The sequence below is a fragment of the Rathayibacter sp. VKM Ac-2754 genome (assembly GCF_009807095.1).
Classification (GTDB): domain Bacteria; phylum Actinomycetota; class Actinomycetes; order Actinomycetales; family Microbacteriaceae; genus Rathayibacter.
Genome location: NZ_WUCC01000007.1, coordinates 1 through 20400, shown reverse-complemented (window position 1 = coordinate 20400; position 20400 = coordinate 1). Strand labels below are relative to the sequence as shown.

Genomic DNA, 20400 nt, shown 5'->3' with positions numbered 1-20400 from the left:
CTGATCACGGATGCTCGGAGGCGGCGACGAGCGACTCCGAGGCCGCGCCGACGACCCAGTCCGGCAGCGAACGGGACGCGAAGACCGTGCGGTAGAGCTGAGCCATCGAGTAGCCCGGATCGATCCGGAGCGCCGACTCCAGATGGATCGCCGCCAGCGACGCCACGCCGAGCGCCCACCAGCACCACGCGAGGACCGTCAGCACCGGAGGGCGCGCCTCCCTCGGCGCCAGTGCGGCGAGGCGGGCGAGCGAGGCGGTCGCCCGCTCCACCCGGTGCCGATCCGGACCGGCGCCGGTCCCCATCATCAGGGCCGCCGACGCGAGGGCGTGCTCGTCGACGTCGCTCGCGGCGGTCTCGCGCTCGACGATCTCGTCCATCGACTCGCCGGTCGTCGCCTGCACGGCCTCGAGACGGTGCTGCAGGCGGCGCGACTGCTCTGCCGCCCCGCGCCCGAGCGCGATCTGGATGGTGATCCGGTCGCGCAGCGCCGGCGACTGCATCACGCGGATGATCCGCGCATCCTGCCCGGCCGTCGGCGGCGAGGCGAGCCAGCGCTCGACCATCGAGATCGCGTCGAGCGCCACTCCCGGCCCCCGGTCGAGGACCGCCGCGACGATCGCGCGGTCGGCCGCGGACACGTCGGGCAGCCCGGCGAGCGCCCGGACGTCGAGCGGATCCGGTGTCGCCGCCCTCGCGAGTATCCCTGCCTCGCTCCCCTCGAGCTCGGACAGCGGCCGCGGGCTCCGGCTCTCGGCCGGAATGGTGTACCGGCCCCAGCCGTCCGCCGCGACGCAGGCCACTCCGACGATCCCGAGATCGGTCCGCTCCAGCCGGCGGAGCACCGCCCGACCGAGATCGAGCAGAGGGATGCCGCGCGACTGCTCGAAGGTGCCGCTCGTGTAGACGACGGCCAGCGCGGCGTCGGCGTCCCGCACCGCCGCCATCAGTCCGGTGCAGCCCCGAGCCAGAGCCTGGATCTCGGATCGGCGCAGTCTGTCGGGCAGCGGGAGCCGGAACCCGCCGCCCGCCCGCCTTCCCAGGAACGGCACGACGACGAGGGAGTCCTCGGCTCTCATCCCGATCATCGAGGGGACGATGGCGAGCAGATCGGCGAACTCACGGGCGCGGAGCAGCTCCGGTTCGCGAGCGGGGGCGGTCGAGGGCGAGCGATCGGTTGCGGTCATGCGGCCACAGTCGTCGTTCCGCGCCGACCGCGGAGGCCGCACAGCCCGATCGGTGGAGAGGGGCCGTCAGGAGCGGCCTGGGGAGGACGGTCACTGACCGTCGCCGGCGGACGCGACCGCCTCCCGCAGCCTCTCGAGCGCCGTCGCGACGACCGAGATCGTCTCGGGACTCCCCTCCAACCGGAACCCGACGTGCGCCGGGATCCAGACGAGTGCCGAGAGCAGGCCCTCGGACGTCTCGGCATCGATCGGCCATCTCGTCAGCCTCTCGCCCTCGGCGACCGCACCGGCCGACCACCTGCCGAGCAGGGCCGTCGCCTCACCGAGGGGCAGCGGCAGCAGGACGTCCAGGCGGAACTCGCCCCGCCCCGCCGTGTCCGCCACGGCGTCCGGGCCGATCCTCGCCTCGAAGCGGACGCGCGTCCCGGTCAGCCGGCGCGTCCTGTCCAGCCGGAAGGTCCGCCATCCCTCCCGGCGCAGGTCCCAGCCGATGAGCACCCAGGTGCGCCGGGTCGAGACCACGGCGTGCGGGTCCACGAGCCGATCCGACTCCGCGCCGTCCGCCGCGGTGTAGTGGAAGCGGATGCGCTCCTGGTCGCGACAGGCGAGCGCCAGCCGACCGAGCAGCTCCTGCGGAACCGCCGCCTCGCGCGGCAGCCGCCACCGCTGCAGGCGACTCACGGCGTTCACCCGCTCGCGCAGCGCCGACGGCAGCACCTGCTCGAACTTCGCCAGCGCGCTCAGCGTGGTCCGGGCGCCGTCCTCGAGCCCCTCGTCCGCCGCCAGGCGCAGCCCGACCGCGACGGTCACCGCCTCGTCGTCGGTGAGGAGGAGGGGCGGCACGCGCGTGCCGGCCTCGAGACGATAGCCGCCGGTGGCACCGCGGGCCGCCACGACCGCGTAGCCGAGCTCGCGGAGGCGCTCGACATCGCGCCGCAGGGTCCGTTCGGTGACCCCCAGGCGCGCCGCGAGCACCGGCCCGCTCCACTGCTGATGGGTCTGCAGCAGGTCGAGCAGCGCGAGAACGCGGGAGGTCGTCTGGGACATGCGGCGATTCTGCTCCCGAATCAGGACAGGAAACGACCTGATCGGGCTCTAGCGTCGATCTCGCGACGGCCCGACCGGCCGCCGCCCCGCGAAGGAGCAGAGGAGAACCCCATGGACATGAAGCTCGAACTGATCCCCGTCCCGGTCACGGACGTCGACCGGGCGAAGGACTTCTACGTGAACACCATCGGCTTCATCGCCGACCACGACCACGTGGTGCACGAGGGCCTGCGCTTCGTGCAGCTCACCCCTCCCGGCTCGGCGTGCTCCATCGTCCTCGGCATCGGCATCACCGAGATGGAGCCGGGCTCGCAGAAGGGGCTGCAGATGGTCGTCGCGAGTGCAAAGGAGGCGCACGCAGAGCTCCGGGCGCGGGGCGCCGAGGTCTCCGAGATCGACTCGCAGCCCTGGGGCGAGTTCGTCTACTTCGCCGATCCCGACGGCAACACCTGGGCGCTCCAGCAGATCGTCCACCCGAGCTGACGATCCGGACGACCTCATCCTGAGACGATCGCCCCCTCCCCGACACTGTCAGAGTGAGGGCGAGAAGAGTGGGGTCGTGATGACGGTGCAGGAGACGGATGCGGAGCTCGTGCGCCGCGCTGCCGCCGGCAGCGAGCTCGCCTTCCGGAGCCTGTACCGGGCCTACATCCGGCCGGTCTACTGGCTCGCGCACGGCGTTCTGCGCGATGCGGGCGAGGCAGAGGACATCGCGCAGGAGACCTTCGTCATCGCGTGGAGCAAGCTCGGCGGGCTCGAGCTCGCGAGCGACTCCCTCCTCCCCTGGCTCGCGACGATCTGCCGATTCCAGGCGGCGAACCGGGTCCGCTCGCGTCGGCGTGATCGCGAGCAGACCGTCGAGGCCGAGGACGACCTCGCGTCGCCGCACGACCTCGAGCAGCAGATGGTGACGGCGGCGCTCACCGAGGCGATCCTGCGCGAGACCGAGGGGCTCGGCGAGCTCGACCGGGCGATCTTCCGGCTCTGCGCCACCGAGGGCCGCGGGTACGACGAGGCCGCCGCGACCCTCGGCGTCTCGCACGCCACCGTCCGCAACCGCCTGTCCCGGGTGCGCCGCCGCCTGCGCCTCGTGGTCGACGACTTCCGAGGAGCGGAGCAGCCGTGACCGACCCCATCACCCTCGCCCCCCTTGCCGACGAGAGGGTCTCCGCCCTCGAGGCCCGGGTCTTCCGCTCCATCGGCGCCTCCCGAACGGCTCGGGCGTCACGCCGTCGCCGAACGGCGACCCTCGGAGGCGCCGCCGCAGGCCTGCTCGTCCTCGCGGTGGTCATCGGTCCCCTGGTCGGCACCATCGGCACGGGCTCTTCCTCGAGCGCCGGATCCTCGGCCGCCGACGAGGCGCCGGCGTTCGCGGGTTCCGGCAACGAGTCGAACCCGCAGACGGCCCCCGACTCCCCGGAGTCGGCCGCAGGCGATGCATCGACGCGCGAGATCGTGTCGAGCGCCTCCGCCACCCTCGAGGTCGACTCCGTCAGCGACGCCCTCGACGCGCTCGGCAGCACCGCGACGGCCCTCGGCGGCTACGTCGAGAGCTCGACCACGTCCGCCCTCGAGGCGACGACCGACGCGATGGCCGTCGATCCGTACGTCTCCGCACCCGTGCCCGAGGGCTCGGGCGTGATCACGATCCGAGTCCCGGCCGACCGACTTGCCGAGGCGCGCGACTCCCTCACCGCCCTCGGCACCGTGACGGAGAGCTCGATCAGCCGCGCCGACGTCACGATGCAGGCCATCGATCTGCGCGCCCGCGTCGACTCGGCGCAGGCCTCCGTCGACCGGCTCACCGAGCTCATCGCCCAGGCCGGCAGCCTTCCCGATCTGCTCGCGGCCGAATCCGCTCTCGCCGATCGCCAGGCCTCGCTCGAGTCCGCCCAGCAGCAGCTCACGGCCCTCGAGAGCCAGGTGTCCCTCGCCTCCCTCACGGTCACCGCTGTTCCGGAGTCGTCTCCCACCTCGGCGCAGCCGACCGGCTTCCTCGACGGCCTCCTCGCCGGCTGGAACGGCCTGATCGTCGCGGCGAACGGCGCTCTGGTCGGCATCGGCTTCCTCCTCCCCTGGCTCGCGGTGGTCGGAGTCGTCGCCCTGATCGTCGTCGCCGTCCGTCGGCGCCGAGGTCCACCCGCGACGCGCCGACCCGATAGCGCCGGAAGCGGGGACGGCGATGGGTGAGGACTCCGCCTCCGCGGCGATCGAGATCGAGGCGAGCCCGCAGGCCGTCTGGCAGGCGCTCGTCGACCGGGCCGCATGGTGGCCCGAGCTCCGGTTCGAGCCCGTCGCAGGGTCACCCTTGCGCGAGACCTGGTCCGACGGCGGGGAGTCGTTCGAAGCGAACGGCCACGTCGTCGAGGCGGCGGCTCCTGAACGGCTCGAGTTCGACTGGAGGGAACCCGGCTGGAAGGGGCCGCTCACCGTCCGGATCCTGCTGTCGCGCAGCGTCCGCGGCACCCGAGTCGAGATCACCGAGGAGGGCTTCACCGGGATCGGCGTCTCCGGCGAGCTGCGGCACGCTCATGAGCGCGGCTGGCGGTACCACCTGGGCCGTCTTCGCGAGGCCTGCACTCCGCCACCGGTCGAGGCGGGGCCGATCGTCGGTCCCTGACCCGCTGACGGATCGTCACGAGGTCCGATCGCCGATCAGCTTCGCAGCACCTTCGCCATCGGCCTGCTCGTGCGCAGTTCGTCGATGAGCTTGTCGAGCCGGCGGATCTTCTGCATCAGCGGATCCTCCACCTCCTCCACGCGCACACCGCAGACCACGCCGGTCACCAAATCGGTGTTCGGGTTCATGGTCGCCCGGGCGAAGAACTCCTCGAAGGTCGTGCCGTTCTCGAGGTGCCCCAGCAGCTCGGCGTCGGAGTAGCCGGTCAGCCACTCGATGACCGCGTCGACGTCGGCCTTCGTCCGCCCTCTGCGCTCGGCCTTCGCGACGTAGTGCGGATACACCGAGGCCACGCTGGTCGTGAAGATCCTGTGCATGCCCGCCAGGGTACGCGCGGGTCCGACGGGAGCACCACAGCCGGCCTGCCCGCGGGGGCACGGACCTGAGCCGTCGCGACGTCTGGCCGGAAAACGCGCCTCCGGGCGGCACCCTCGTACTCTCTCAGCGAAGGGGCGCCCGAGCCGACGTCGCACGCGACTCCGAGTCCGGAGTTCCGTCCCGGACATGACGAAGCCCCGATGAGAACGACGTCTCATCAGGGCTTTCTGTCGGGCTGACAGGATTTGAACCTGCGACCCCTTGACCCCCAGTCAAGTGCGCTACCAAGCTGCGCCACAGCCCGTGGCAGTCCGGACGAGGCCCGGGCAACTCGACTACCCTAGCGGATCGCACCGCGGGAAGTGAAAACGAGAGCGGCACTCGGCGTTGCGTAGACTCGCCGGGGCGCCGAGTTCGACGCCGCGAGACCCCGGGAGGCAGCAGCAGTGGACGCACGGCAGAAGCGGTCGCAGGTGGCCCTGCACAGGGCCATCATCGACCTGGCGACTGCCACGGAGGTCTCGAGTCTGACGGTGTCGGACATCACCGATCTCGCCGGCGTGAACCGCTCGACGTTCTACGCGCACTCCGCCTCCGCCGCCGATCTCCTCTGCGCCGCTCTCCGCGGTGAGCTCGACGTCGTCCGGGACGAGTACCTCGCCGCTCTCCGCGAGGGAGTCGCGACCGATGCGGCCATCCGCCGGGGGACGGCCGGGATCCTGGCGCACCTGGAGGCGCACCGCGATCTCTACCTGCGCGCCTTCGACTCCGCAGGGGGTGACTCGGGACTCCGGGCGATGCTCGCCCGTCACTTCCGCTCGTCGGTCATCGAAACACTCGCGACGGGCACACTCGAGCTGCCCGACGCCGATGGGCTCGGGGGGTTCCTGGCCGAGGGCACGGCGTCGTTCCTGGCCGCGGGATCGACCGGCCTGATGGAGGAGTGGCTCCGCCTTCCGGCGCCGCGCACGCCCGACAGCTACCTCGCCGCGTACCGCCGCCTGCTCCCGTCGTGGTGGCCCTTCGCCACCAGCGACTGAGACGCCTCCCCGGCGCTTCGACGCGCAACGAGCTCCGGCTCGCGGAGACACGTCCGGCTCGCAGAATCCGAGGATTCCTGCGAGCCGAACGCGGAACGACGAGCCGAAGCAGCCTGAGGCAGGACCTCAGCGCGCCCGCTTCTCGCGGACGCGCATGTTGACGTTCACCGGCGACCCCTCGAACCCGTAGATCTCGCGGAGTCGGCGCTGGATGTAGCGGCGGTAGCCCGGGTCGAGGAACCCGGTCGTGAAGAGCACGAATGTCGGCGGACGCGACGACGCCTGCGTGCCGAACAGCACACGCGGCTGCTTGCCGCCGCGCAGCGGGTGCGGGTGCGCCGCCGTGAGCTCGGCGAGGAACGCGTTGAACTTGCCGGTCGGGATGCGGGTGTCCCACGACTCGAGGGCGAGCTCGAGGGCGGGAACCAGCTTCTCGAGGTGGCGGCCGGTCTTGGCCGAGATGTTGACGCGCGGCGCCCACGCCACGTGGTGGAGGTCCTTCTCGATCTCGCGCTCGAGGTAGCGGCGGCGCTCGTCGTCGAGGAGGTCCCACTTGTTGAAGGCGAGGACCAGGGCGCGGCCCGACTCGAGGACGAGGTCGATGATCCGAACGTCCTGCTCCGAGATCGGCTCCGAGACGTCGATCACGACGACCGCGACCTCGGCCTTCTCGAGAGCGGTCGAGGTGCGCAGCGACGCGTAGAAGTCGGCGCCCTGCTGCAGGTGCACGCGGCGGCGGATGCCGGCGGTGTCGACGAAGCGCCACACCTTGCCGGCGATCTCGACCTGCTCGTCGACCGGGTCGCGGGTGGTGCCGGCGAGCTCGTTGACGACGACCCGCTCCTCACCCGCGGCCTTGTTCAGGAGGCTCGACTTGCCGACGTTCGGTCGGCCGAGGATCGCGACCCGGCGGGGCCCGCCGATCTCGCGCTTGGCGACGGCCGACTCGAGGGGCAGCTTCTTCAGCACCGTGTCGAGCAGATCCGCGACGCCGCGACCGTGCACGGCCGAGACGGGGTACGGCTCGCCGAGGCCGAGCGACCACAGTGAGGCGGCGTTCGGCTCCTGGCGCACGTCGTCGACCTTGTTGGCCGCGAGGAACACGGGCTTCTTCGTCTTGCGCAGCAGGCGAACGACGTGCTCGTCGGTCGCGGTCGCACCGACGTTGGCGTCGACCACGAAGATCACGGCGTCGGCCAGGTCGATCGCGATCTCGGCCTGCATCGCGACGGACGCGTCGATGCCGCGGGCGTCGGGCTCCCATCCGCCGGTGTCGACGATGGTGAAGGCGCGGTCGAGCCACTCGGCCTTGTACGAGACGCGGTCGCGCGTGACACCGGGGGTGTCCTCGACGACGGCCTCGCGGCGGCCGAGGATGCGGTTCACGAGCGCGGACTTGCCCACGTTCGGACGGCCGACGATCGCCACGACCGGCAGTGCCGGGAGGTAGATCACCTCGTCGGAGTCGCCGCTCGCGTACTCGAGGAGTGTCAGGTCCTCCTCGTCGAGGTCGTAGTCCTCGAGTCCGCTGCGCAGCGCCTGGGCGCGGGAGGCGGCGAGCTGCTCGTCGAGGTCGCCGAGGCGATCGACGAGATCGTCGTCCGGGAAGTTCAGCTCGTCGTCACCGACGTGAGTGTCCTGTGCCATGATCGGCCCTTGCTCTCGAAGTTCGGACCTCGGCGACGACCGCGTCGACGGTCTGCTCGAAGTCGAGATGAGTGGAGTCGAGAAGAGTGACTCCTTCTGCAGCGTTCATGAAGTCGACCACCTGGGAGTCGGCGCGGTCCCTCGACCGCAGTGCCAGACCCGTCGCCTCAGCGGATTCCGTGGTGACTTCGCGCGAACGCCTCGCCATCCTAGCCTCTTCGCTCGCGGTGAGGAGGATCCGCACGGGAGCGGTCGGCGCCACCACCGTGGTGATGTCGCGTCCCTCGACGATGATGCCCGCCTTGCGGGTCTCGCCGATGATGCGGCGGAAGAGCAGCGTGATCCTCCGTCGCACCTCCGGCACCTTCGCCACGGCCGACACCTGCGCGGTGACGCGCGGCTCGCGGATCGCCGCCGTCACCTCCGTCCGCCCCACCCAGACCGAGTAGGTCTCGGGATCGGTGCCGATCGAGTAGTCGAAGCCGTCGAGCGCGTCGACGATGGCGATCTCGTCCGAGAAGTCCAGCCCGATGTCGAGTCCGTGCCAGGCGAGCGCGCGATAGGCGGCGCCCGTGTCGAGGAACTCGAAGTCGAGCCGGCGCGCGGCCTCGCGCGAGACGCTCGACTTGCCGCTGCCGGCCGGTCCGTCGACGGCGACGACGGTCGCCTCGCCGAAGTCGGCCGACTCGTCGACCGCCGCGCGACGCGACTGCTCGACCGCGTCGCCGCCGTCCTCGGGAATGCTCTGCTGGGCGCGGCGGGCCGGGGTCATCCGGTTCAGTCCGCCGTCCTGCCTGTTCTGCTCGGTGCTCATACGCTCTCGGTGCTCATCTGCTCGGTGCTCATCAACTCGGCGCTCATCTGCTCGGCGCTCATCCACTGGGCGCGCCCGCTCAGCGCCCGCTCCGTCCTCGTCGGCCCGCCGCGCGCCCGCTCGGCGCTCATCCGGCGATCCGCCAGCCGCGCGCCGTCAGCTCGTCGGTCAGCGGGCCGACCGCCTCGGGCACCACCGAGATCTCGGCGAGTCCGACCCGGCGCCCCTCCGCGTGCTCGAGGCGCACGTCCTCGAGGTTCACGCCCGCCTCGCCGATCTCGACCAGGAGGCGCGCGAGGGTGCCGGGCAGATCGTCGATCAGCACGATCAGGGTCGCGAAGCGCTGGGCCTGCCCGTGCTTGCCCGGCAGCCGGGCGACTCCGGCGTTGCCCGCGGCGAGGTGCTCGGCGAGGAGGCGGCGAGTGCCGGGGGCGTCGAGCTCGCGCAGCGCGTCGGCCACCTCGGCCACGTCGTCGCGGAAGCTGTCGAGGACCGCCACGATGTGGTCGCGATTCGCTCCGAGGATCTGCACCCAGAGCTCGGGGGCGGACGCCGCGAGGCGGGTGACGTCGCGGACCCCCTGGCCGGCGAGCCGCAGGGCGTCGTCGGGTGCGTCGAGGAGGCGCTGCCCCAGCAGCGACGAGACGATCTGCGGCACGTGCGAGACGAGGCCGACCGAGAGGTCGTGCTGCTCCGGATCCATCTCGACGATCGTCGCGCCCAGGTCGAGAGCCAGCGCCTCGACCCGCGCGAGGGCGTCCGGAGTCGTCTCGCCGTCGCGGCAGACCACCCACGGCCGCCCGACGAACAGGTCCCCGCGCGCGGCGACGGGGCCTCCGCGCTCGCGGCCGGCCATCGGGTGCGAGCCGATGTAGCGGACCAGGTCGACCCCGCGGGCCCGCAGCTCGCGCAGGGGCTGCATCTTCACGCTGGCGACGTCGGTGACGACAGCGGAGGGATGCGCGGCGAGCTCGCGCTCGACGACGCTCGCGACGACGTCGGGCGGCACGCAGACCACGACCAGCACGGGGTCGTCATCGTCGGAGGCGGCGCGGCCGGCGCCGTAGTCGATGGCGAGCGCGAGGCTCGCGGGCGAGGCGTCGTCGAGCACCACATCGACCCCGCGCGAGGCGAGGCCGAGGCCGATGGACGCGCCGAGGAGTCCCGAGCCGACCACGCGCACCGTCCCCGTCGTCCGCATCGCGGGCGGGGCGGGGTGCAGCAGCTCGTTCACCCCGACAGCCTACCGATCAGCCCGTCGCTGCTTGTCGCGACCGGTGCGGCGGGGGGACGCGTCCGGAGTCCGAGCTCCTGGGGAGGAGCGTCGACCGCGCTCGGCCGGCTCCGGCTTCTCCGCCCCTAGCGTCGAGCGACGAGCGGGCTCGGGCGTCTCACCGCCCTGCCGCGAGATGGTCAGCAGCGCGCCCAGCTCGTCGCGGGTGAGGTCGCGCAGGTCTCCCGAGCGCAGCGTGCCGAGGTGCAGCGGTCCGAACTGGCGTCGCACCAGCTCGATGACCGGGTGCCCCACCTCGGCCATCATGCGCCGGACGACGCGGTTGCGCCCCGAGTGCAGGGTGATCTCGACGAGCGAGGCGTTCGAGCGCCCCTCCGGCCGGCCGAGCAGTCGCGCCTTGTCGGCGACGACCGGCCCGTCGTCCAGCTCGATCCCCGCCGTCAGCGCGGCGATCGTCTGCGGCAGCACCTGGCCGTGCACCTTCGCGATGTAGGTCTTGGTCACTCCGAACGACGGATGCGCGAGCACGTGCGCCAGCTCGCCGTCGTTGGTGAGCACCAGGAGCCCGGAGGTCTCGGCGTCGAGGCGGCCGACGTTGAACAGCCGCTCCTCGAAGTTCTGCGTGTAGGTCCGCAGGTCGGGGCGGCCGTTCTCGTCCGCCAGCGAGCTGACGACTCCGACCGGCTTGTTCAGCATCACGTAGCGGCGCGACGTGTCGAGCTGCACCGCGACTCCGTCGACCTCGATGAGATCGGTCGCGGGGTCGATGCGGCGGCCGAGCTCGTCCGCCACCTCGCCGTTCACGCGGATCCGCCGGGCGACGATCATGTCCTCGACGACGCGGCGGGAGGCGACCCCCGCCGCGGCGAGGACCTTCTGCAGTCGTTCGCCCTCAGTGCTAGGCGTGCTGCCCATCGAATCCGTCCCGTCCGTCGCTCAGAAGTGGTGAGATCTTCGGCAGCTCATCGAGCGACGTGAGGCCGAGGTGCACGAGCAGCTGCTCGGTGGTTCCGTAGAGGATCGCGCCCGTCTCCGGGTCGTTGCCGACCTCGGCGATGAGTCCGCGACCGAGGAGGGTGCGGGCCACGGAGTCGACGTTGACCGCGCGGATCTGTGCGACCTGCCCGCGCGAGATGGGCTGCTTGTAGGCGATCACCGCGAGGGTCTCGAGCGCCGCCTGCGACAGCTTCGTCGGGTTCTGGGTGAGCACGAAGTCCGAGACGACCGAGTCGTACTCGCGGCGGACGTAGACGCGCCAGCCGCCGCCGACCTCGCGCAGCTCGAAGCCGCGCCGGACGCCGCCGCCCTCGCCGTCGAAGTCGGCGGCGAGCCGCTCGATCGACTGGCGCACCACGGCGATCGGCCGCGACAGCGCGGTCGCGAGCGCGACGAGCGACTGCGGTTCGTCGGCGACCATGAGGATCGCCTCGATCGCCCGGTCGATCTCGAACGCCACGGTCCCGACGGAGGCGTCGGTCGGTCCAGCCGCAGAAGTCTCCACGGAGGCGGCGGTCTCAGCCGTCATAGTCGGCCCCCAGGTGGGCGAGGTTGGCATCCGACCACGACTCGGCGACCCACTGCAGCGTGAGCTCGCCGAGCGGCTCGGGCTGCTCGAAGGCGATGGCCGCGTGCCGGTAGAGCTCGAGCACGGCGATGAAGCGCGCCACGATCACGCCCTTCTCCCCCGCGTCCGCGATGAGCTCGCGGAACGTCGCGGTCGTGCGCTCGCGGAGCATCCGGACGAGGTGGGCGGCCTGCTCGCGGATGCTGATCAGCGGCGCGTGCAGGTGGTCGAGCCCGACCGTCGGGATCTCCCGCGGGGCGAGCGCGAAGGCGGCGAGGGCCGCGAAGTCCTCGGCCGAGAGCGTCCAGACCAGCTCCGGCTTCTTCGCGCGGAACTCCTCCTCGAGCGGCACCTGGCGCACGTGCCGGGTCGTCTCGATCTCGATCCGACCGGCGAACCACGCCGAGACCTGCTTGAACGCGCGGTACTGCAGCAGGCGGGCGAAGAGCAGGTCGCGCGCCTCGAGCAGGGCCGCGTCCTCCGCGTCGACGAGCTCGCCCTGCGGCAGCAGTCCGGCGATCTTGAGGTCGAGGAGGGTCGCGGCGACCACCAGGAACTCCGACGCGCGGTCGAGGCCCTCGAGCGTGTCGATGCCGTGCAGGTACGACAGGAACTCGTCGGTCACCGCGCTCAGCGCGATCTCGGTGATGTCGACCTGCTGCTTCGCGATCAGGCTCAGGAGCAGGTCGAAGGGGCCCTCGAAGTTGGTCAGCGCGACCCGGAACCCGCTGGGCGTCTCCGGCGCCTCGAGGACGACCTCAGGCGACCGCGCCACGCGAGATCAGCTCCCTGGCGAGCTTGCGGTACGCCTTGGCGGCGTTGTGCTCCGGCGCGAACTGCGTGATCGGAACACCCGAGACGCTCGCGTCCGGGAACTTGACCGTGCGTCCGATGACGGTCTCGAGGACGCTGTCGCCGAACGCGTGCACGACCCGGTCGAGGACCTCGCGCGAGTGCAGGGTCCGCGAGTCGTACATCGTCGGCAGGATGCCGTCCAGCTCGATCACCGGATTGAGGCGGTCGCGCACCTTGTCGATCGTCTCGACCAGCAGCGCCACCCCGCGCAGGGCGAAGAACTCGCACTCGAGCGGGATGAGCACGCCGTGGCTCGCGGTGAGCGCGTTCACGGTGAGCAGGCCGAGCGACGGCTGGCAGTCGATCAGGATGACGTCGTAGTCGGCGCTGACCTTGCGCAGCACGCGGGCGAGGATCTGCTCGCGCGCGACCTCGTTGACGAGGTGCACCTCGGCCGCCGACAGGTCGATGTTGGCCGGGATGATGTCGAGCCCGGGCACGTTCGTCGACTGGATCGCCTCGGCCGGGTCCTTCACCGTGCCGAGGAGGAGGTCGTAGATCGTGATCGCGTCGTAGGTCGCCACTCCGAGGCCGGCGGACAGCGCGCCCTGGGGGTCGAAGTCGATCGCCAGCACACGGCGGCCGTACTCCGCCAGCGTCGCGCCCAGGTTGATGGTCGTCGTGGTCTTGCCGACGCCGCCCTTCTGGTTGCAGAGCGAGATGATGCGCGCGGGCCCGTGACCGGTGAGCTCGACCGGCAGCGGGAAGTCGCGCAGGGGGCGGCCGGTCGGGCCGAGCGTCGGAGCTTCGAGACCGGTGAGCTCGGTCCTGTCGTCCGTGTTGCGTGTCACCTGCGTCGCCTCGCTTCCGTGTCGGCGTGCGCTCCCGCGCGGCCTGGATCGAGTGTACCGGCGCCCCTGCCGCTCCCCTGCCCGCCCCGCCGAGCCCCGCCCGCGCTGTCCTGCCACTGCCCGCGCCGGCGGCCGCCGCTCTGCATGCTGGTCGAGCAGCCCTCAGCGCCGCGCCCGCGGGTGCGCCGTCGTGTACACGTCGCGCAGGGAGTCCGCCGTCACCAGCGTGTAGATCTGCGTCGTCGCGACGGAGGCGTGCCCCAGCAGCTCCTGCACCACGCGCACATCGGCGCCGCCCGCGAGCAGGTGCGTGGCGAACGAGTGCCGGAAGGTGTGCGGCGAGATCTCGCGGTCGAGCCCGGCCTTCTCGGCGACCGCGCGGATCACGAGCCACGCGCTCTGGCGCGAGAGCCGGCTCCCCCGCACCCCGAGGAAGAGCGCCGGAGTCGCGTGGCCGCGCCGCGACAGCTCGGGTCGCGCGCGCACGAGGTAGTCGTCGACGGCCTCCCGCGCGTACCGGCCGAGCGGCACCATGCGCTGCTTCGAGCCCTTGCCGGTCAGTCGCACCACCTCGGCGTCGAACACATCGTCGACGTTCAGATCGACGGCCTCCGAGATGCGGGCGCCCGTGGCGTAGAGGAGCTCCAGCAGCGCCCGGTCGCGCAGGTCGGCGAGCTCCTCGCCGCGCGCCGCTTCGAGCAGCGTCGCCATCTGCTCGACCGTGATCGCCTTCGGAAGCGTCATCGGGAGCTTGGGCGGCACGACGTCGTGGGCCACGTCGTCGGCGACGAGCCCCTCCTCGAGCGCGAAACGGTGCAGCCCGCGCACGCTCGAGAGGATCCGTGCCCGCGACGATGCCGCGAGCGGCCTGTCGGTCCGCGCGGCGAGCCAGGAGGCGAAGGCGCCGACATCCGCGCGGCGCAGCGTCGCCAGATCCTCGACCCCCTGCTCCCCGAGCCAGCCCAGGTAGAGCTCGAGGTCGCGGCGGTAGGCGGCGATCGTGTGGGCCGACAGCCCGCGCTCGACGCTCGACTGCCGGAGGTAGGCGTCGGCCGTGGCCCGGGGGGTCACCCCCGGCGGGCGTGCGGGTGCCGCGTCCACGGCGAGGAGGCGTCGCCGAGTCCGGCCCAGCCGCGGGCGCGGAAGGCGTGGGCGGCGAGGACGGCGATCGTCAGCGACGGGTTCTGCACCCGGCGCGCGAGCACGGCGTCGACCGCCTCGTCCAGGTCGACCCAGCGCAGCTCCATGTCGGCCTCCTCCGCCTCGCGCTCGAAGACGGAGTCGGTGGCCGAGAGGTCGCGCGCCAGGTAGATGCGGATCGCCTCGTCGCTCCCGCCGGGCGAGGTCGCGAACTCCGCCAGCAGGTCCCAGCGCGAGGCCTGCAGATCCGTCTCCTCGGCCAGCTCGCGCTGCGCGGCGAGGAGGGCGTCCTCCCCCTCGATGTCGAGGAGCCCCGCGGGGATCTCCCACTCGCGCGCCCTGACCGGGTGGCGGTACTGCTTGATCAGCGCGACGCGGTCCTCGTCGTCCAGGGCGAGGACGGCCACCGCGCCGGTGTGATCGAGGAACTCGCGGCGCAGCTCGCCGTCGCCGTAGCGGAACGTCTCGGCGCGGACGCCCCAGACCATCCCGTCGAAGACGCGCTCGCTGGTGAGGATCTCGGGCTCGACGAGCTCGTCGACCAGCGGCTCACTCATCGGCGCCGGCCTCCGACGCCGGGAACAGGCGCGACGACTCCTGGCGCTCGAGCGCCGCCGTGACGAGACCGGTGAAGAGCGGGTGCGCGTTGTTGGGGCGCGAGCGCAGCTCCGGGTGCGCCTGCGTGCCGACGTAGTAGGGGTGCTTGTCGCGCGGCAGCTCGACGTACTCGACGAGGCTCCCGTCGGGCGACGTGCCCGAGAACCAGAGCCCGGCCTCGGCGATGCGGTCGCGGTAGCGGTTGTTGACCTCGTAGCGGTGGCGGTGGCGCTCGGCCGCCTCCGGGGCGCCGTAGACCTCAGCGACGATCGAGCCCTCGGCGAGAGCGGCCGTGTACAGGCCGAGCCGCATCGTGCCGCCCATGTCGCCGGCGGCGAGGATCTCGACCTGCTCCGCCATCGTCGCGATGACGGGGAACTCGGTGCCCGGGTCGAACTCCGACGAGGAGGCGCCCTCGAGGCCCGCCTCGTGGCGCGCGTACTCGATCACCATGCACTGCAGCCCGAGGCACAGACCCAGGGTGGGGACGCCGTTCTCGCGGGCGAACCGCAACGCGCCGAGCTTGCCCTCGATGCCGCGGATGCCGAATCCGCCGGGGACGCAGATGCCGTCGACCTCCGACAGTGCCTTCGCCGCCGTCTCCGGGTCCTCGAGTCCGTCCGAGGCGATCCAGCGGATGGCGACCTTCGTCTGCTGGGCGAAGCCTCCGGCCCGCAGCGCCTCGGTCACCGAGAGGTAGGCGTCGGGCAGGTCGATGTACTTGCCGACCAGGCCGATGGTCACCTCGTGCTTGGGTTCGTGCACGGCCTCGAGCAGCTTCTTCCAGCCGTCCCAGACGACCTCGCCGGCCGGCAGTCCGAGCTGGTCGATGATGTAGGAGTCGAGGCCCTGCTCGTTGAGCATCTCGGGGATCTCGTAGATGGAGGCGACGTCCTTCGCGTTCACGACGGCCTGCTCGTCGACATCGCACATCAGCGCGATCTTGCGCTTGTTCGACTCCGAGACGGGGCGGTCGCTGCGCAGCACGAGGGCGTCGGGCTGGATGCCGATCGAGCGCAGGGCGGCGACCGAGTGCTGCGTCGGCTTGGTCTTCTGCTCGCCGGACGCGCCCATGAACGGCACGAGCGAGACGTGCACGAAGAACACGTTGCGGCGACCGAGCTCGTGGCGCACCTGGCGTGCCGACTCGATGAACGGCTGGCTCTCGATGTCGCCGACGGTGCCGCCGATCTCGGTGATGATCACGTCGGGCTGGGGGTCGTCCTCAGCCTGGAGGCGCATGCGGCGCTTGATCTCGTCGGTGATGTGCGGGATGACCTGCACGGTGTCGCCGAGGTACTCGCCGGCCCGCTCGCGCGCGATGACGCGGGAGTAGATCTGCCCGGTCGTGACGTTCGCCGCCTGGTTGAGGTTGATGTCCAGGAACCGCTCGTAGTGGCCGATGTCGAGGTCGGTCTCGGCGCCGTCGTCGGTCACGAAGACCTCGCCGTGCTGGAACGGGTTCATCGTCCCGGGATCCACATTGAGGTACGGGTCGAGCTTCTGCATGACCACGCGGAGTCCGCGAGCGGTGAGCAGGTTGCCGAGGCTGGCGGCCGTGAGCCCCTTGCCGAGCGACGAGACGACGCCGCCGGTGACGAAGATGTGCTTCGTGACCTTCGCGCCGGGCCCGGAGGAACCGGCTCGAGAGGTCTCGGAGACGTCACGAGAAGAAGAGGAAGGGCCCGAGTTCGAAATGTCCACCACGGGCTTCCACCCTAACAGCGAATCGCGAGCCGGTCGCCGGCCGCCTCCGAATCAGCGCCGCCGGCTCGTCTCGAGCAGCTCCCTGGCGTGGGCGAGGGCGTTCTCGGAGTCGGTCAGCCCCGAGAGCAGCCGGGCCATCTCGGACACCCGCTCCTCGGCCGCCAGCTGCGTCACCGCGCTCGAGGTGACGGAGCCGTCCGAGCCCTTCTCGACCCGGAGGTGATTGGTCGCGAACGCCGCGACCTGGGCGAGGTGGGTGACCACGATGACCTGCGACGTCTCGGCGAGGCGCGCGAGCCGCCGCCCGATCTCGATCGCCGCGGCACCGCCCACTCCGGCGTCGACCTCGTCGAAGACGAACGTCGGCACCGGATCGTTCGCCGCGACGACGACCTCGATGGCGAGCATCACCCGCGAGAGCTCGCCGCCCGAGGCGCCGCGCGCGAGCGGTCGGGGGGTCGCTCCGCTGTGCGGCTGCAGCAGCATCTCGACCACGTCGCGGCCGTGCACGGTGGGCTCGTTCGCGCTGGTCACCTGCACGCGGAGGTGCGCGTCGGCCATCGCGAGCGCGGTCAGCTCGACGCTCACCCGCTCCCCCAGCTCGAGCGCCGCGGCCGTGCGCAGCTCGGTGACCCGATCGGCGAGGCGCTCCACGAGATCCGCGTCGGCGGCGGTGTCCGACTCGAGTGCGGCGATCCGCTCGTCGTCGCCGTCGAGCTCGAGCAGGCGCAGACCGGAGGAGTCGACCAGGGCGAGCACGTCGTCGAGCGTCGGGCCGTACGTGCGCGCCAGCGCCGAGAGCTCGGCCCGCCGGTTCTCGATCAGCTCGAGATCGTGCGCCCCGTCGAGGTCGAGCTCGGCCAGGTAGGACGAGAGGCTGCCCACGGCGTCGACGAGAAGGACGGAGGCCTCGTCGAGCGTCTGGACCACGGGGAGCAGGGCGGCATCGTGCTCGGCGGCGCGCTCGAGCACCCGGCGGGCGGCGTCGAGCAGTCCGACCGCGTCGCGGCCGTCGAGCTCCTCCGACGAGATCGCCTCGCGGGCCTCGCCCGCTGAGCGCCTCAGCTGCTCGATGCTGCCGAGGCGCTCCGACTGGGCGGCGAGCTCCGCGTCCTCGCCGCGCTGCGGGGCGACGACCTCGATCTCGGCCAGGGCGTTCCGGAGGCGCTCCGCCTCCCGGGCGCGCGCCTCGCGCGCCGTCGTCAGCTCGTCCAGCTCCTCGCGGTTGGCGCGCCAGCGCTCGAAGGCGCTCGCGTAGTCGCGGAGCGCCCCCGCCAGCTCCGGGCCGCCGAAGCGGTCGAGAGCGTCGCGCTGAGCAGCCGCCGAGCGGAGCCTGATCTGGTCGGACTGCCCGTGCACCACGACGAGCTGGTCCGCGAGCTCGCTCAGCACGCTGACGGGAGCGCTCCGGCCGCCGACCACGGCCCGGCCGCGGCCCTCCGCCGATACGGATCGCGCCAGCAGCAGCTCCGGTCCGTCGAGGTCGCCTCCGGCGTCGCGCACGCGGTCGGCGACGGCACCGTCCTCGGGTACGAGCCAGCGGCCGGAGACCCAGGCCTGAGCGCTTCCCGCCCGGACGGCCGAGGCGTCCGAGCGTGCGCCGAGCACGAGGCCGAGCGCCGTCACGACCATCGTCTTGCCCGCACCGGTCTCGCCGGTCACGGCCGTGAAGCCGGGACCGAGCGGGAGGGTCGCCTCGGCGATGACGCCGAGATCGCGGATCTGCAGCTCTTCGAGCATGGGCTACTCCGTCTCGGCCGACCCCCGCCATCCGCGGATGGGGAGACCGAACTTGTGGACGAGGCGATCCGTGAACGGCGCGTCGTGCAGGCGGGCGAAGCGCACGGGCTCGAGCGACCGTCGGAAGACGACGCGAGCGCCCGGCGGGAGCTCGTACGTCCGCCGGCCGTCGGCCCAGAGCACGCCGACGCCATCGGTGCGCTCCTTCACCTCGACCGCGAGGCTGGAGTCCGGTCCGACGACGAGCGGACGAGCGAAGAGGGCGTGCGCGCTGAGCGGCACGAGGAGCATCGCCTCGAGCGTGGGCCACACCACGGGGCCGCCGCCGGAGAACGCGTAGGCGGTCGAGCCCGTCGGAGTCGACACGACGATCCCGTCGCAGCCGAAGCTCGAGAGCGGCCGGCCGTCGACGCCGACCATCACCTCGAGCATCCGCTCGCGGCTGCCCTTCTCGACGGTCGCCTCGTTGAGCGCCCAGGTCTCGTAGACGACGACGTCGTCGATCTTCACCCTGACCTGCAGGGCGAGCCGCTCCTCGACCCGGTAGTCGCCGTCGAGCGCCCGGGCGACGGCGTCGTCGAGATCGTCGCGCTCGCTCTCGGCGAGGAATCCGACGTGGCCGAGGTTCACCCCCAGCAGTGGAGCGGTACCGGAGCGGGCGATCTCCGCGGCACGCAGGATCGTCCCGTCACCGCCGAGGACGAAGACGAGCTCGACCGACGCGAGCTGGACGTCGACTCCCAGCACGGCGACGTCCGACAGGTCGGGAGACGCGGCGACGATGTCGTCCTTGTCACCTCCGCAGAGGACCGGATGCGCTCCGGAGTCCCGGAGTCGTCGCACGACGAGCACCGCCGCTTCGAGGGAGTCCGCCCGACCGGTGTGGGCGACGACGAGGATGTGGCGCTCGTCAGGAGGGGACTGCATCGAGAGGGTGTCCTTCGGTACTGGTCGACCGGGAGAGGTCGACGGCGGCGGACACGGTCGCGTCATCCGGTGGTGAGCGCGGTGACCGCGTCCCTCCATTCTGTCGGAATCGTTCCGCGGTCGCGGTGGAGGTGCGCGAGATACTCGTGATTCCCAGCGCTTCCCAGCAGCGGCGACGCGGCCAGCCCGACGACGCCCAGTCCCGTGTCCCAGGCCGACCAGAGCACATCCGACAGCGCTTCGCGTCGCAGCTCGGGATCGCGGACGATGCCCTCCTTGATCCCGGTCCGCCCCACTTCGAACTGCGGCTTGATCAGCACGACGAAGTCGGCGTCCGGGGCGACGGAGGAGACGATCGCCGGCAGGACCATCGTCAGGGAGATGAACGAGACGTCCGAGACCACCAGATCCGGCGGCACGGCCGTTCCGGAGGCGGCGGCGAGGGAGTCGGCCGTCAGATCGCGAGCGTTGAAGCCCTCGACCACATGCACGCGGTCGTCCGAGCGGATCCGCGGAGCGAGCTGCGCGTGACCGACGTCGAGCGCGATGACGGAGGCGGCGCCCCGCTCCAGGAGAACCTGCGAGAACCCACCGGTCGAGGCCCCGACGTCGAGCGCGTTCGCGCCGGCCACCCGGACGGTGGGGAAGCTCTCGAGCGCGCCGAGCAGCTTGTGAGCCGCTCGACTGACGTAGTGGTCGAGCCCGGCGACAGCGACCTCCTGCTCAGCGCGCACCCGGAGGGACGCCTTGAGGGCAGGGGAACCGTCGACCGTGACGAGGCCGTCCGCGATCAGTCGGGCCGCATGCGTCCTCGACCTCGCTATCCCGCGCTCAGCGAGAGCGGTGTCGAGACGCGCGTCATCGAGATCGGTCATCGCCTCGGGTCACTGCCCTCGAGGCGGGCGCGGAGCTGCTCGTGCAGTTCTCCATAGGCAGCAGCGCGTGTGACCAATGGCTGATCCTCGATGAGCTCGAGACGATCGACCATGCCGCCGATCGCCGGTTCCGTGGTCTCGCGCTCGTCGCTCATCGATCCTCATTCCCGAACGCCGCGGTTGCGACGTCTCCAGCCTCTCGTACTCGTCATCGAGCGCGTCGGCCGTCCGTCGATCT

Annotated in this window: 23 protein-coding genes and 1 tRNA gene; 5 read left to right on the top strand and 19 right to left on the bottom strand. The window is 71.8% G+C overall.

Going from position 1 to position 20400, the window contains the following annotated elements:
- Window positions 1-4: 4 nt before the first annotated feature.
- Window positions 5-1186 (bottom strand): DUF4192 family protein, encoded by a 1182-nt coding sequence (locus GRS92_RS12835; RefSeq protein WP_159857021.1) that lies wholly within the window; start codon window positions 1184-1186, stop codon window positions 5-7.
- 90 nt (window positions 1187-1276) lie between these two features.
- Window positions 1277-2233: a helix-turn-helix transcriptional regulator gene (locus GRS92_RS12830; protein WP_159857019.1), complete on the bottom strand. Its 957-nt coding sequence runs from the start codon at window positions 2231-2233 to the stop codon at window positions 1277-1279.
- Between the two features lie 111 nt (window positions 2234-2344).
- Here GRS92_RS12830 and GRS92_RS12825 point away from each other — a divergent pair, with 111 nt between their 5' ends.
- The 4 genes from GRS92_RS12825 to GRS92_RS12810 all read left to right on the top strand — a co-directional run bounded on the left by GRS92_RS12825 (window position 2345) and on the right by GRS92_RS12810 (window position 4853).
- Window positions 2345-2716 (top strand): VOC family protein, encoded by a 372-nt coding sequence (locus GRS92_RS12825; RefSeq protein ID WP_159857017.1) that lies wholly within the window; start codon window positions 2345-2347, stop codon window positions 2714-2716.
- 79 nt (window positions 2717-2795) lie between these two features.
- Window positions 2796-3359 (top strand): RNA polymerase sigma factor, encoded by a 564-nt coding sequence (locus GRS92_RS12820; protein ID WP_159857272.1) that lies wholly within the window; start codon window positions 2796-2798, stop codon window positions 3357-3359.
- Complete coding sequence (locus GRS92_RS12815) at window positions 3356-4423, top strand: DUF4349 domain-containing protein (RefSeq protein WP_159857015.1); 1068 nt, start codon at window positions 3356-3358, stop codon at window positions 4421-4423. Before GRS92_RS12820 ends, GRS92_RS12815 begins: the two co-directional genes overlap by 4 nt.
- Entirely contained in the window at window positions 4416-4853 is a 438-nt protein-coding gene (locus GRS92_RS12810) for an SRPBCC family protein (RefSeq protein WP_159857013.1), read from the top strand. Before GRS92_RS12815 ends, GRS92_RS12810 begins: the two co-directional genes overlap by 8 nt.
- Window positions 4854-4888: 35 nt before the next feature.
- Here GRS92_RS12810 and GRS92_RS12805 read toward each other — a convergent pair whose 3' ends face one another.
- Entirely contained in the window at window positions 4889-5230 is a 342-nt protein-coding gene (locus GRS92_RS12805) for a DUF2200 domain-containing protein (RefSeq protein ID WP_159857011.1), read from the bottom strand.
- A 231-nt stretch (window positions 5231-5461) separates the two neighbouring features.
- A tRNA-Pro gene (locus GRS92_RS12800) sits at window positions 5462-5535 on the bottom strand.
- A gap of 142 nt (window positions 5536-5677) precedes the next feature.
- On the opposite strand from GRS92_RS12800, the gene GRS92_RS12795 reads away from it, so the two are divergent.
- Window positions 5678-6271 carry a TetR/AcrR family transcriptional regulator gene (locus GRS92_RS12795; protein WP_159857009.1) on the top strand — a complete coding sequence of 198 codons (594 nt, stop codon included), beginning with the start codon at window positions 5678-5680 and terminating at the stop codon, window positions 6269-6271.
- A 126-nt stretch (window positions 6272-6397) separates the two neighbouring features.
- Here GRS92_RS12795 and der read toward each other — a convergent pair whose 3' ends face one another.
- The 15 genes from der to GRS92_RS18880 all read right to left on the bottom strand — a co-directional run bounded on the left by der (window position 6398) and on the right by GRS92_RS18880 (window position 20317).
- Window positions 6398-7918 carry a ribosome biogenesis GTPase Der gene (gene der / locus GRS92_RS12790; RefSeq protein WP_159857007.1) on the bottom strand — a complete coding sequence of 507 codons (1521 nt, stop codon included), beginning with the start codon at window positions 7916-7918 and terminating at the stop codon, window positions 6398-6400.
- Entirely contained in the window at window positions 7893-8732 is an 840-nt protein-coding gene (cmk, locus tag GRS92_RS12785) for a (d)CMP kinase (RefSeq protein ID WP_235022015.1), read from the bottom strand. Before cmk ends, der begins: the two co-directional genes overlap by 26 nt.
- Window positions 8729-8863 (bottom strand): hypothetical protein, encoded by a 135-nt coding sequence (locus GRS92_RS19130; RefSeq protein WP_268817147.1) that lies wholly within the window; start codon window positions 8861-8863, stop codon window positions 8729-8731. The genes cmk and GRS92_RS19130 overlap by 4 nt, the downstream gene beginning before the upstream one ends.
- Window positions 8860-9933: a prephenate dehydrogenase gene (locus GRS92_RS12780; RefSeq protein ID WP_159857268.1), complete on the bottom strand. Its 1074-nt coding sequence runs from the start codon at window positions 9931-9933 to the stop codon at window positions 8860-8862. Before GRS92_RS12780 ends, GRS92_RS19130 begins: the two co-directional genes overlap by 4 nt.
- A 42-nt stretch (window positions 9934-9975) precedes the next feature.
- A complete protein-coding gene (locus tag GRS92_RS12775; protein WP_159857005.1) occupies window positions 9976-10881 on the bottom strand; it encodes a pseudouridine synthase in 906 nt (301 codons plus the stop codon).
- A complete protein-coding gene (gene scpB / locus GRS92_RS12770; protein ID WP_159857003.1) occupies window positions 10865-11491 on the bottom strand; it encodes an SMC-Scp complex subunit ScpB in 627 nt (208 codons plus the stop codon). Before scpB ends, GRS92_RS12775 begins: the two co-directional genes overlap by 17 nt.
- Window positions 11481-12305, bottom strand: a complete 825-nt coding sequence (locus GRS92_RS12765) for a segregation and condensation protein A (protein ID WP_159857001.1) — start codon at window positions 12303-12305, stop codon at window positions 11481-11483. The genes scpB and GRS92_RS12765 overlap by 11 nt, the downstream gene beginning before the upstream one ends.
- Window positions 12289-13176: a ParA family protein gene (locus tag GRS92_RS12760; protein ID WP_159856999.1), complete on the bottom strand. Its 888-nt coding sequence runs from the start codon at window positions 13174-13176 to the stop codon at window positions 12289-12291. The genes GRS92_RS12765 and GRS92_RS12760 overlap by 17 nt, the downstream gene beginning before the upstream one ends.
- 162 nt (window positions 13177-13338) lie before the next feature.
- The gene (gene xerD, locus GRS92_RS12755; protein WP_204162070.1) at window positions 13339-14277 is read right to left on the bottom strand and encodes a site-specific tyrosine recombinase XerD; all 939 of its coding nucleotides are present in this window, start codon (window positions 14275-14277) and stop codon (window positions 13339-13341) included.
- Complete coding sequence (locus GRS92_RS12750; RefSeq protein ID WP_159856997.1) at window positions 14244-14873, bottom strand: NUDIX domain-containing protein; 630 nt, start codon at window positions 14871-14873, stop codon at window positions 14244-14246. The genes xerD and GRS92_RS12750 overlap by 34 nt, the downstream gene beginning before the upstream one ends.
- Window positions 14866-16518, bottom strand: coding sequence for a CTP synthase (locus GRS92_RS12745; protein WP_235022028.1), 1653 nt, complete (start codon window positions 16516-16518; stop codon window positions 14866-14868). Before GRS92_RS12745 ends, GRS92_RS12750 begins: the two co-directional genes overlap by 8 nt.
- 153 nt (window positions 16519-16671) lie before the next feature.
- Window positions 16672-18360, bottom strand: coding sequence for a DNA repair protein RecN (gene recN, locus GRS92_RS12740; protein ID WP_159856993.1), 1689 nt, complete (start codon window positions 18358-18360; stop codon window positions 16672-16674).
- 3 nt (window positions 18361-18363) lie between these two features.
- Window positions 18364-19287, bottom strand: coding sequence for an NAD kinase (locus tag GRS92_RS12735; RefSeq protein WP_159856991.1), 924 nt, complete (start codon window positions 19285-19287; stop codon window positions 18364-18366).
- Window positions 19288-19349: 62 nt separating this feature from the next.
- Window positions 19350-20162, bottom strand: a complete 813-nt coding sequence (locus tag GRS92_RS12730) for a TlyA family RNA methyltransferase (protein WP_159856989.1) — start codon at window positions 20160-20162, stop codon at window positions 19350-19352.
- Window positions 20159-20317, bottom strand: coding sequence for a hypothetical protein (locus GRS92_RS18880; RefSeq protein WP_204162398.1), 159 nt, complete (start codon window positions 20315-20317; stop codon window positions 20159-20161). The genes GRS92_RS12730 and GRS92_RS18880 overlap by 4 nt, the downstream gene beginning before the upstream one ends.
- Window positions 20318-20400: the final 83 nt, after the last annotated feature.

What these genes read in the sequence shown, in the direction of transcription:
- der (WP_159857007.1), bottom strand. Translation starts at nt 7,918, where the DNA reads ATGGCACAGGACACTCACGTCGGTGACGACGAGCTGAACTTCCCGGAC.
- GRS92_RS12805 (WP_159857011.1), bottom strand. Translation starts at nt 5,230, where the DNA reads ATGCACAGGATCTTCACGACCAGCGTGGCCTCGGTGTATCCGCACTAC.
- cmk (WP_235022015.1), bottom strand. Translation starts at nt 8,732, where the DNA reads ATGAGCACCGAGCAGAACAGGCAGGACGGCGGACTGAACCGGATGACC.
- scpB (WP_159857003.1), bottom strand. Translation starts at nt 11,491, where the DNA reads ATGACGGCTGAGACCGCCGCCTCCGTGGAGACTTCTGCGGCTGGACCG.
- GRS92_RS12810 (WP_159857013.1), top strand. Translation starts at nt 4,416, where the DNA reads ATGGGTGAGGACTCCGCCTCCGCGGCGATCGAGATCGAGGCGAGCCCG.
- GRS92_RS12820 (WP_159857272.1), top strand. Translation starts at nt 2,796, where the DNA reads ATGACGGTGCAGGAGACGGATGCGGAGCTCGTGCGCCGCGCTGCCGCC.
- GRS92_RS19130 (WP_268817147.1), bottom strand. Translation starts at nt 8,863, where the DNA reads ATGAGCGCCGAGCGGGCGCGCGGCGGGCCGACGAGGACGGAGCGGGCG.
- GRS92_RS12730 (WP_159856989.1), bottom strand. Translation starts at nt 20,162, where the DNA reads ATGACCGATCTCGATGACGCGCGTCTCGACACCGCTCTCGCTGAGCGC.
- GRS92_RS12835 (WP_159857021.1), bottom strand. Translation starts at nt 1,186, where the DNA reads ATGACCGCAACCGATCGCTCGCCCTCGACCGCCCCCGCTCGCGAACCG.
- GRS92_RS12780 (WP_159857268.1), bottom strand. Translation starts at nt 9,933, where the DNA reads ATGCGGACGACGGGGACGGTGCGCGTGGTCGGCTCGGGACTCCTCGGC.
- GRS92_RS12830 (WP_159857019.1), bottom strand. Translation starts at nt 2,233, where the DNA reads ATGTCCCAGACGACCTCCCGCGTTCTCGCGCTGCTCGACCTGCTGCAG.
- GRS92_RS12775 (WP_159857005.1), bottom strand. Translation starts at nt 10,881, where the DNA reads ATGGGCAGCACGCCTAGCACTGAGGGCGAACGACTGCAGAAGGTCCTC.
- GRS92_RS12750 (WP_159856997.1), bottom strand. Translation starts at nt 14,873, where the DNA reads ATGAGTGAGCCGCTGGTCGACGAGCTCGTCGAGCCCGAGATCCTCACC.
- GRS92_RS12735 (WP_159856991.1), bottom strand. Translation starts at nt 19,287, where the DNA reads ATGCAGTCCCCTCCTGACGAGCGCCACATCCTCGTCGTCGCCCACACC.
- GRS92_RS18880 (WP_204162398.1), bottom strand. Translation starts at nt 20,317, where the DNA reads ATGAGCGACGAGCGCGAGACCACGGAACCGGCGATCGGCGGCATGGTC.
- recN (WP_159856993.1), bottom strand. Translation starts at nt 18,360, where the DNA reads ATGCTCGAAGAGCTGCAGATCCGCGATCTCGGCGTCATCGCCGAGGCG.
- GRS92_RS12825 (WP_159857017.1), top strand. Translation starts at nt 2,345, where the DNA reads ATGGACATGAAGCTCGAACTGATCCCCGTCCCGGTCACGGACGTCGAC.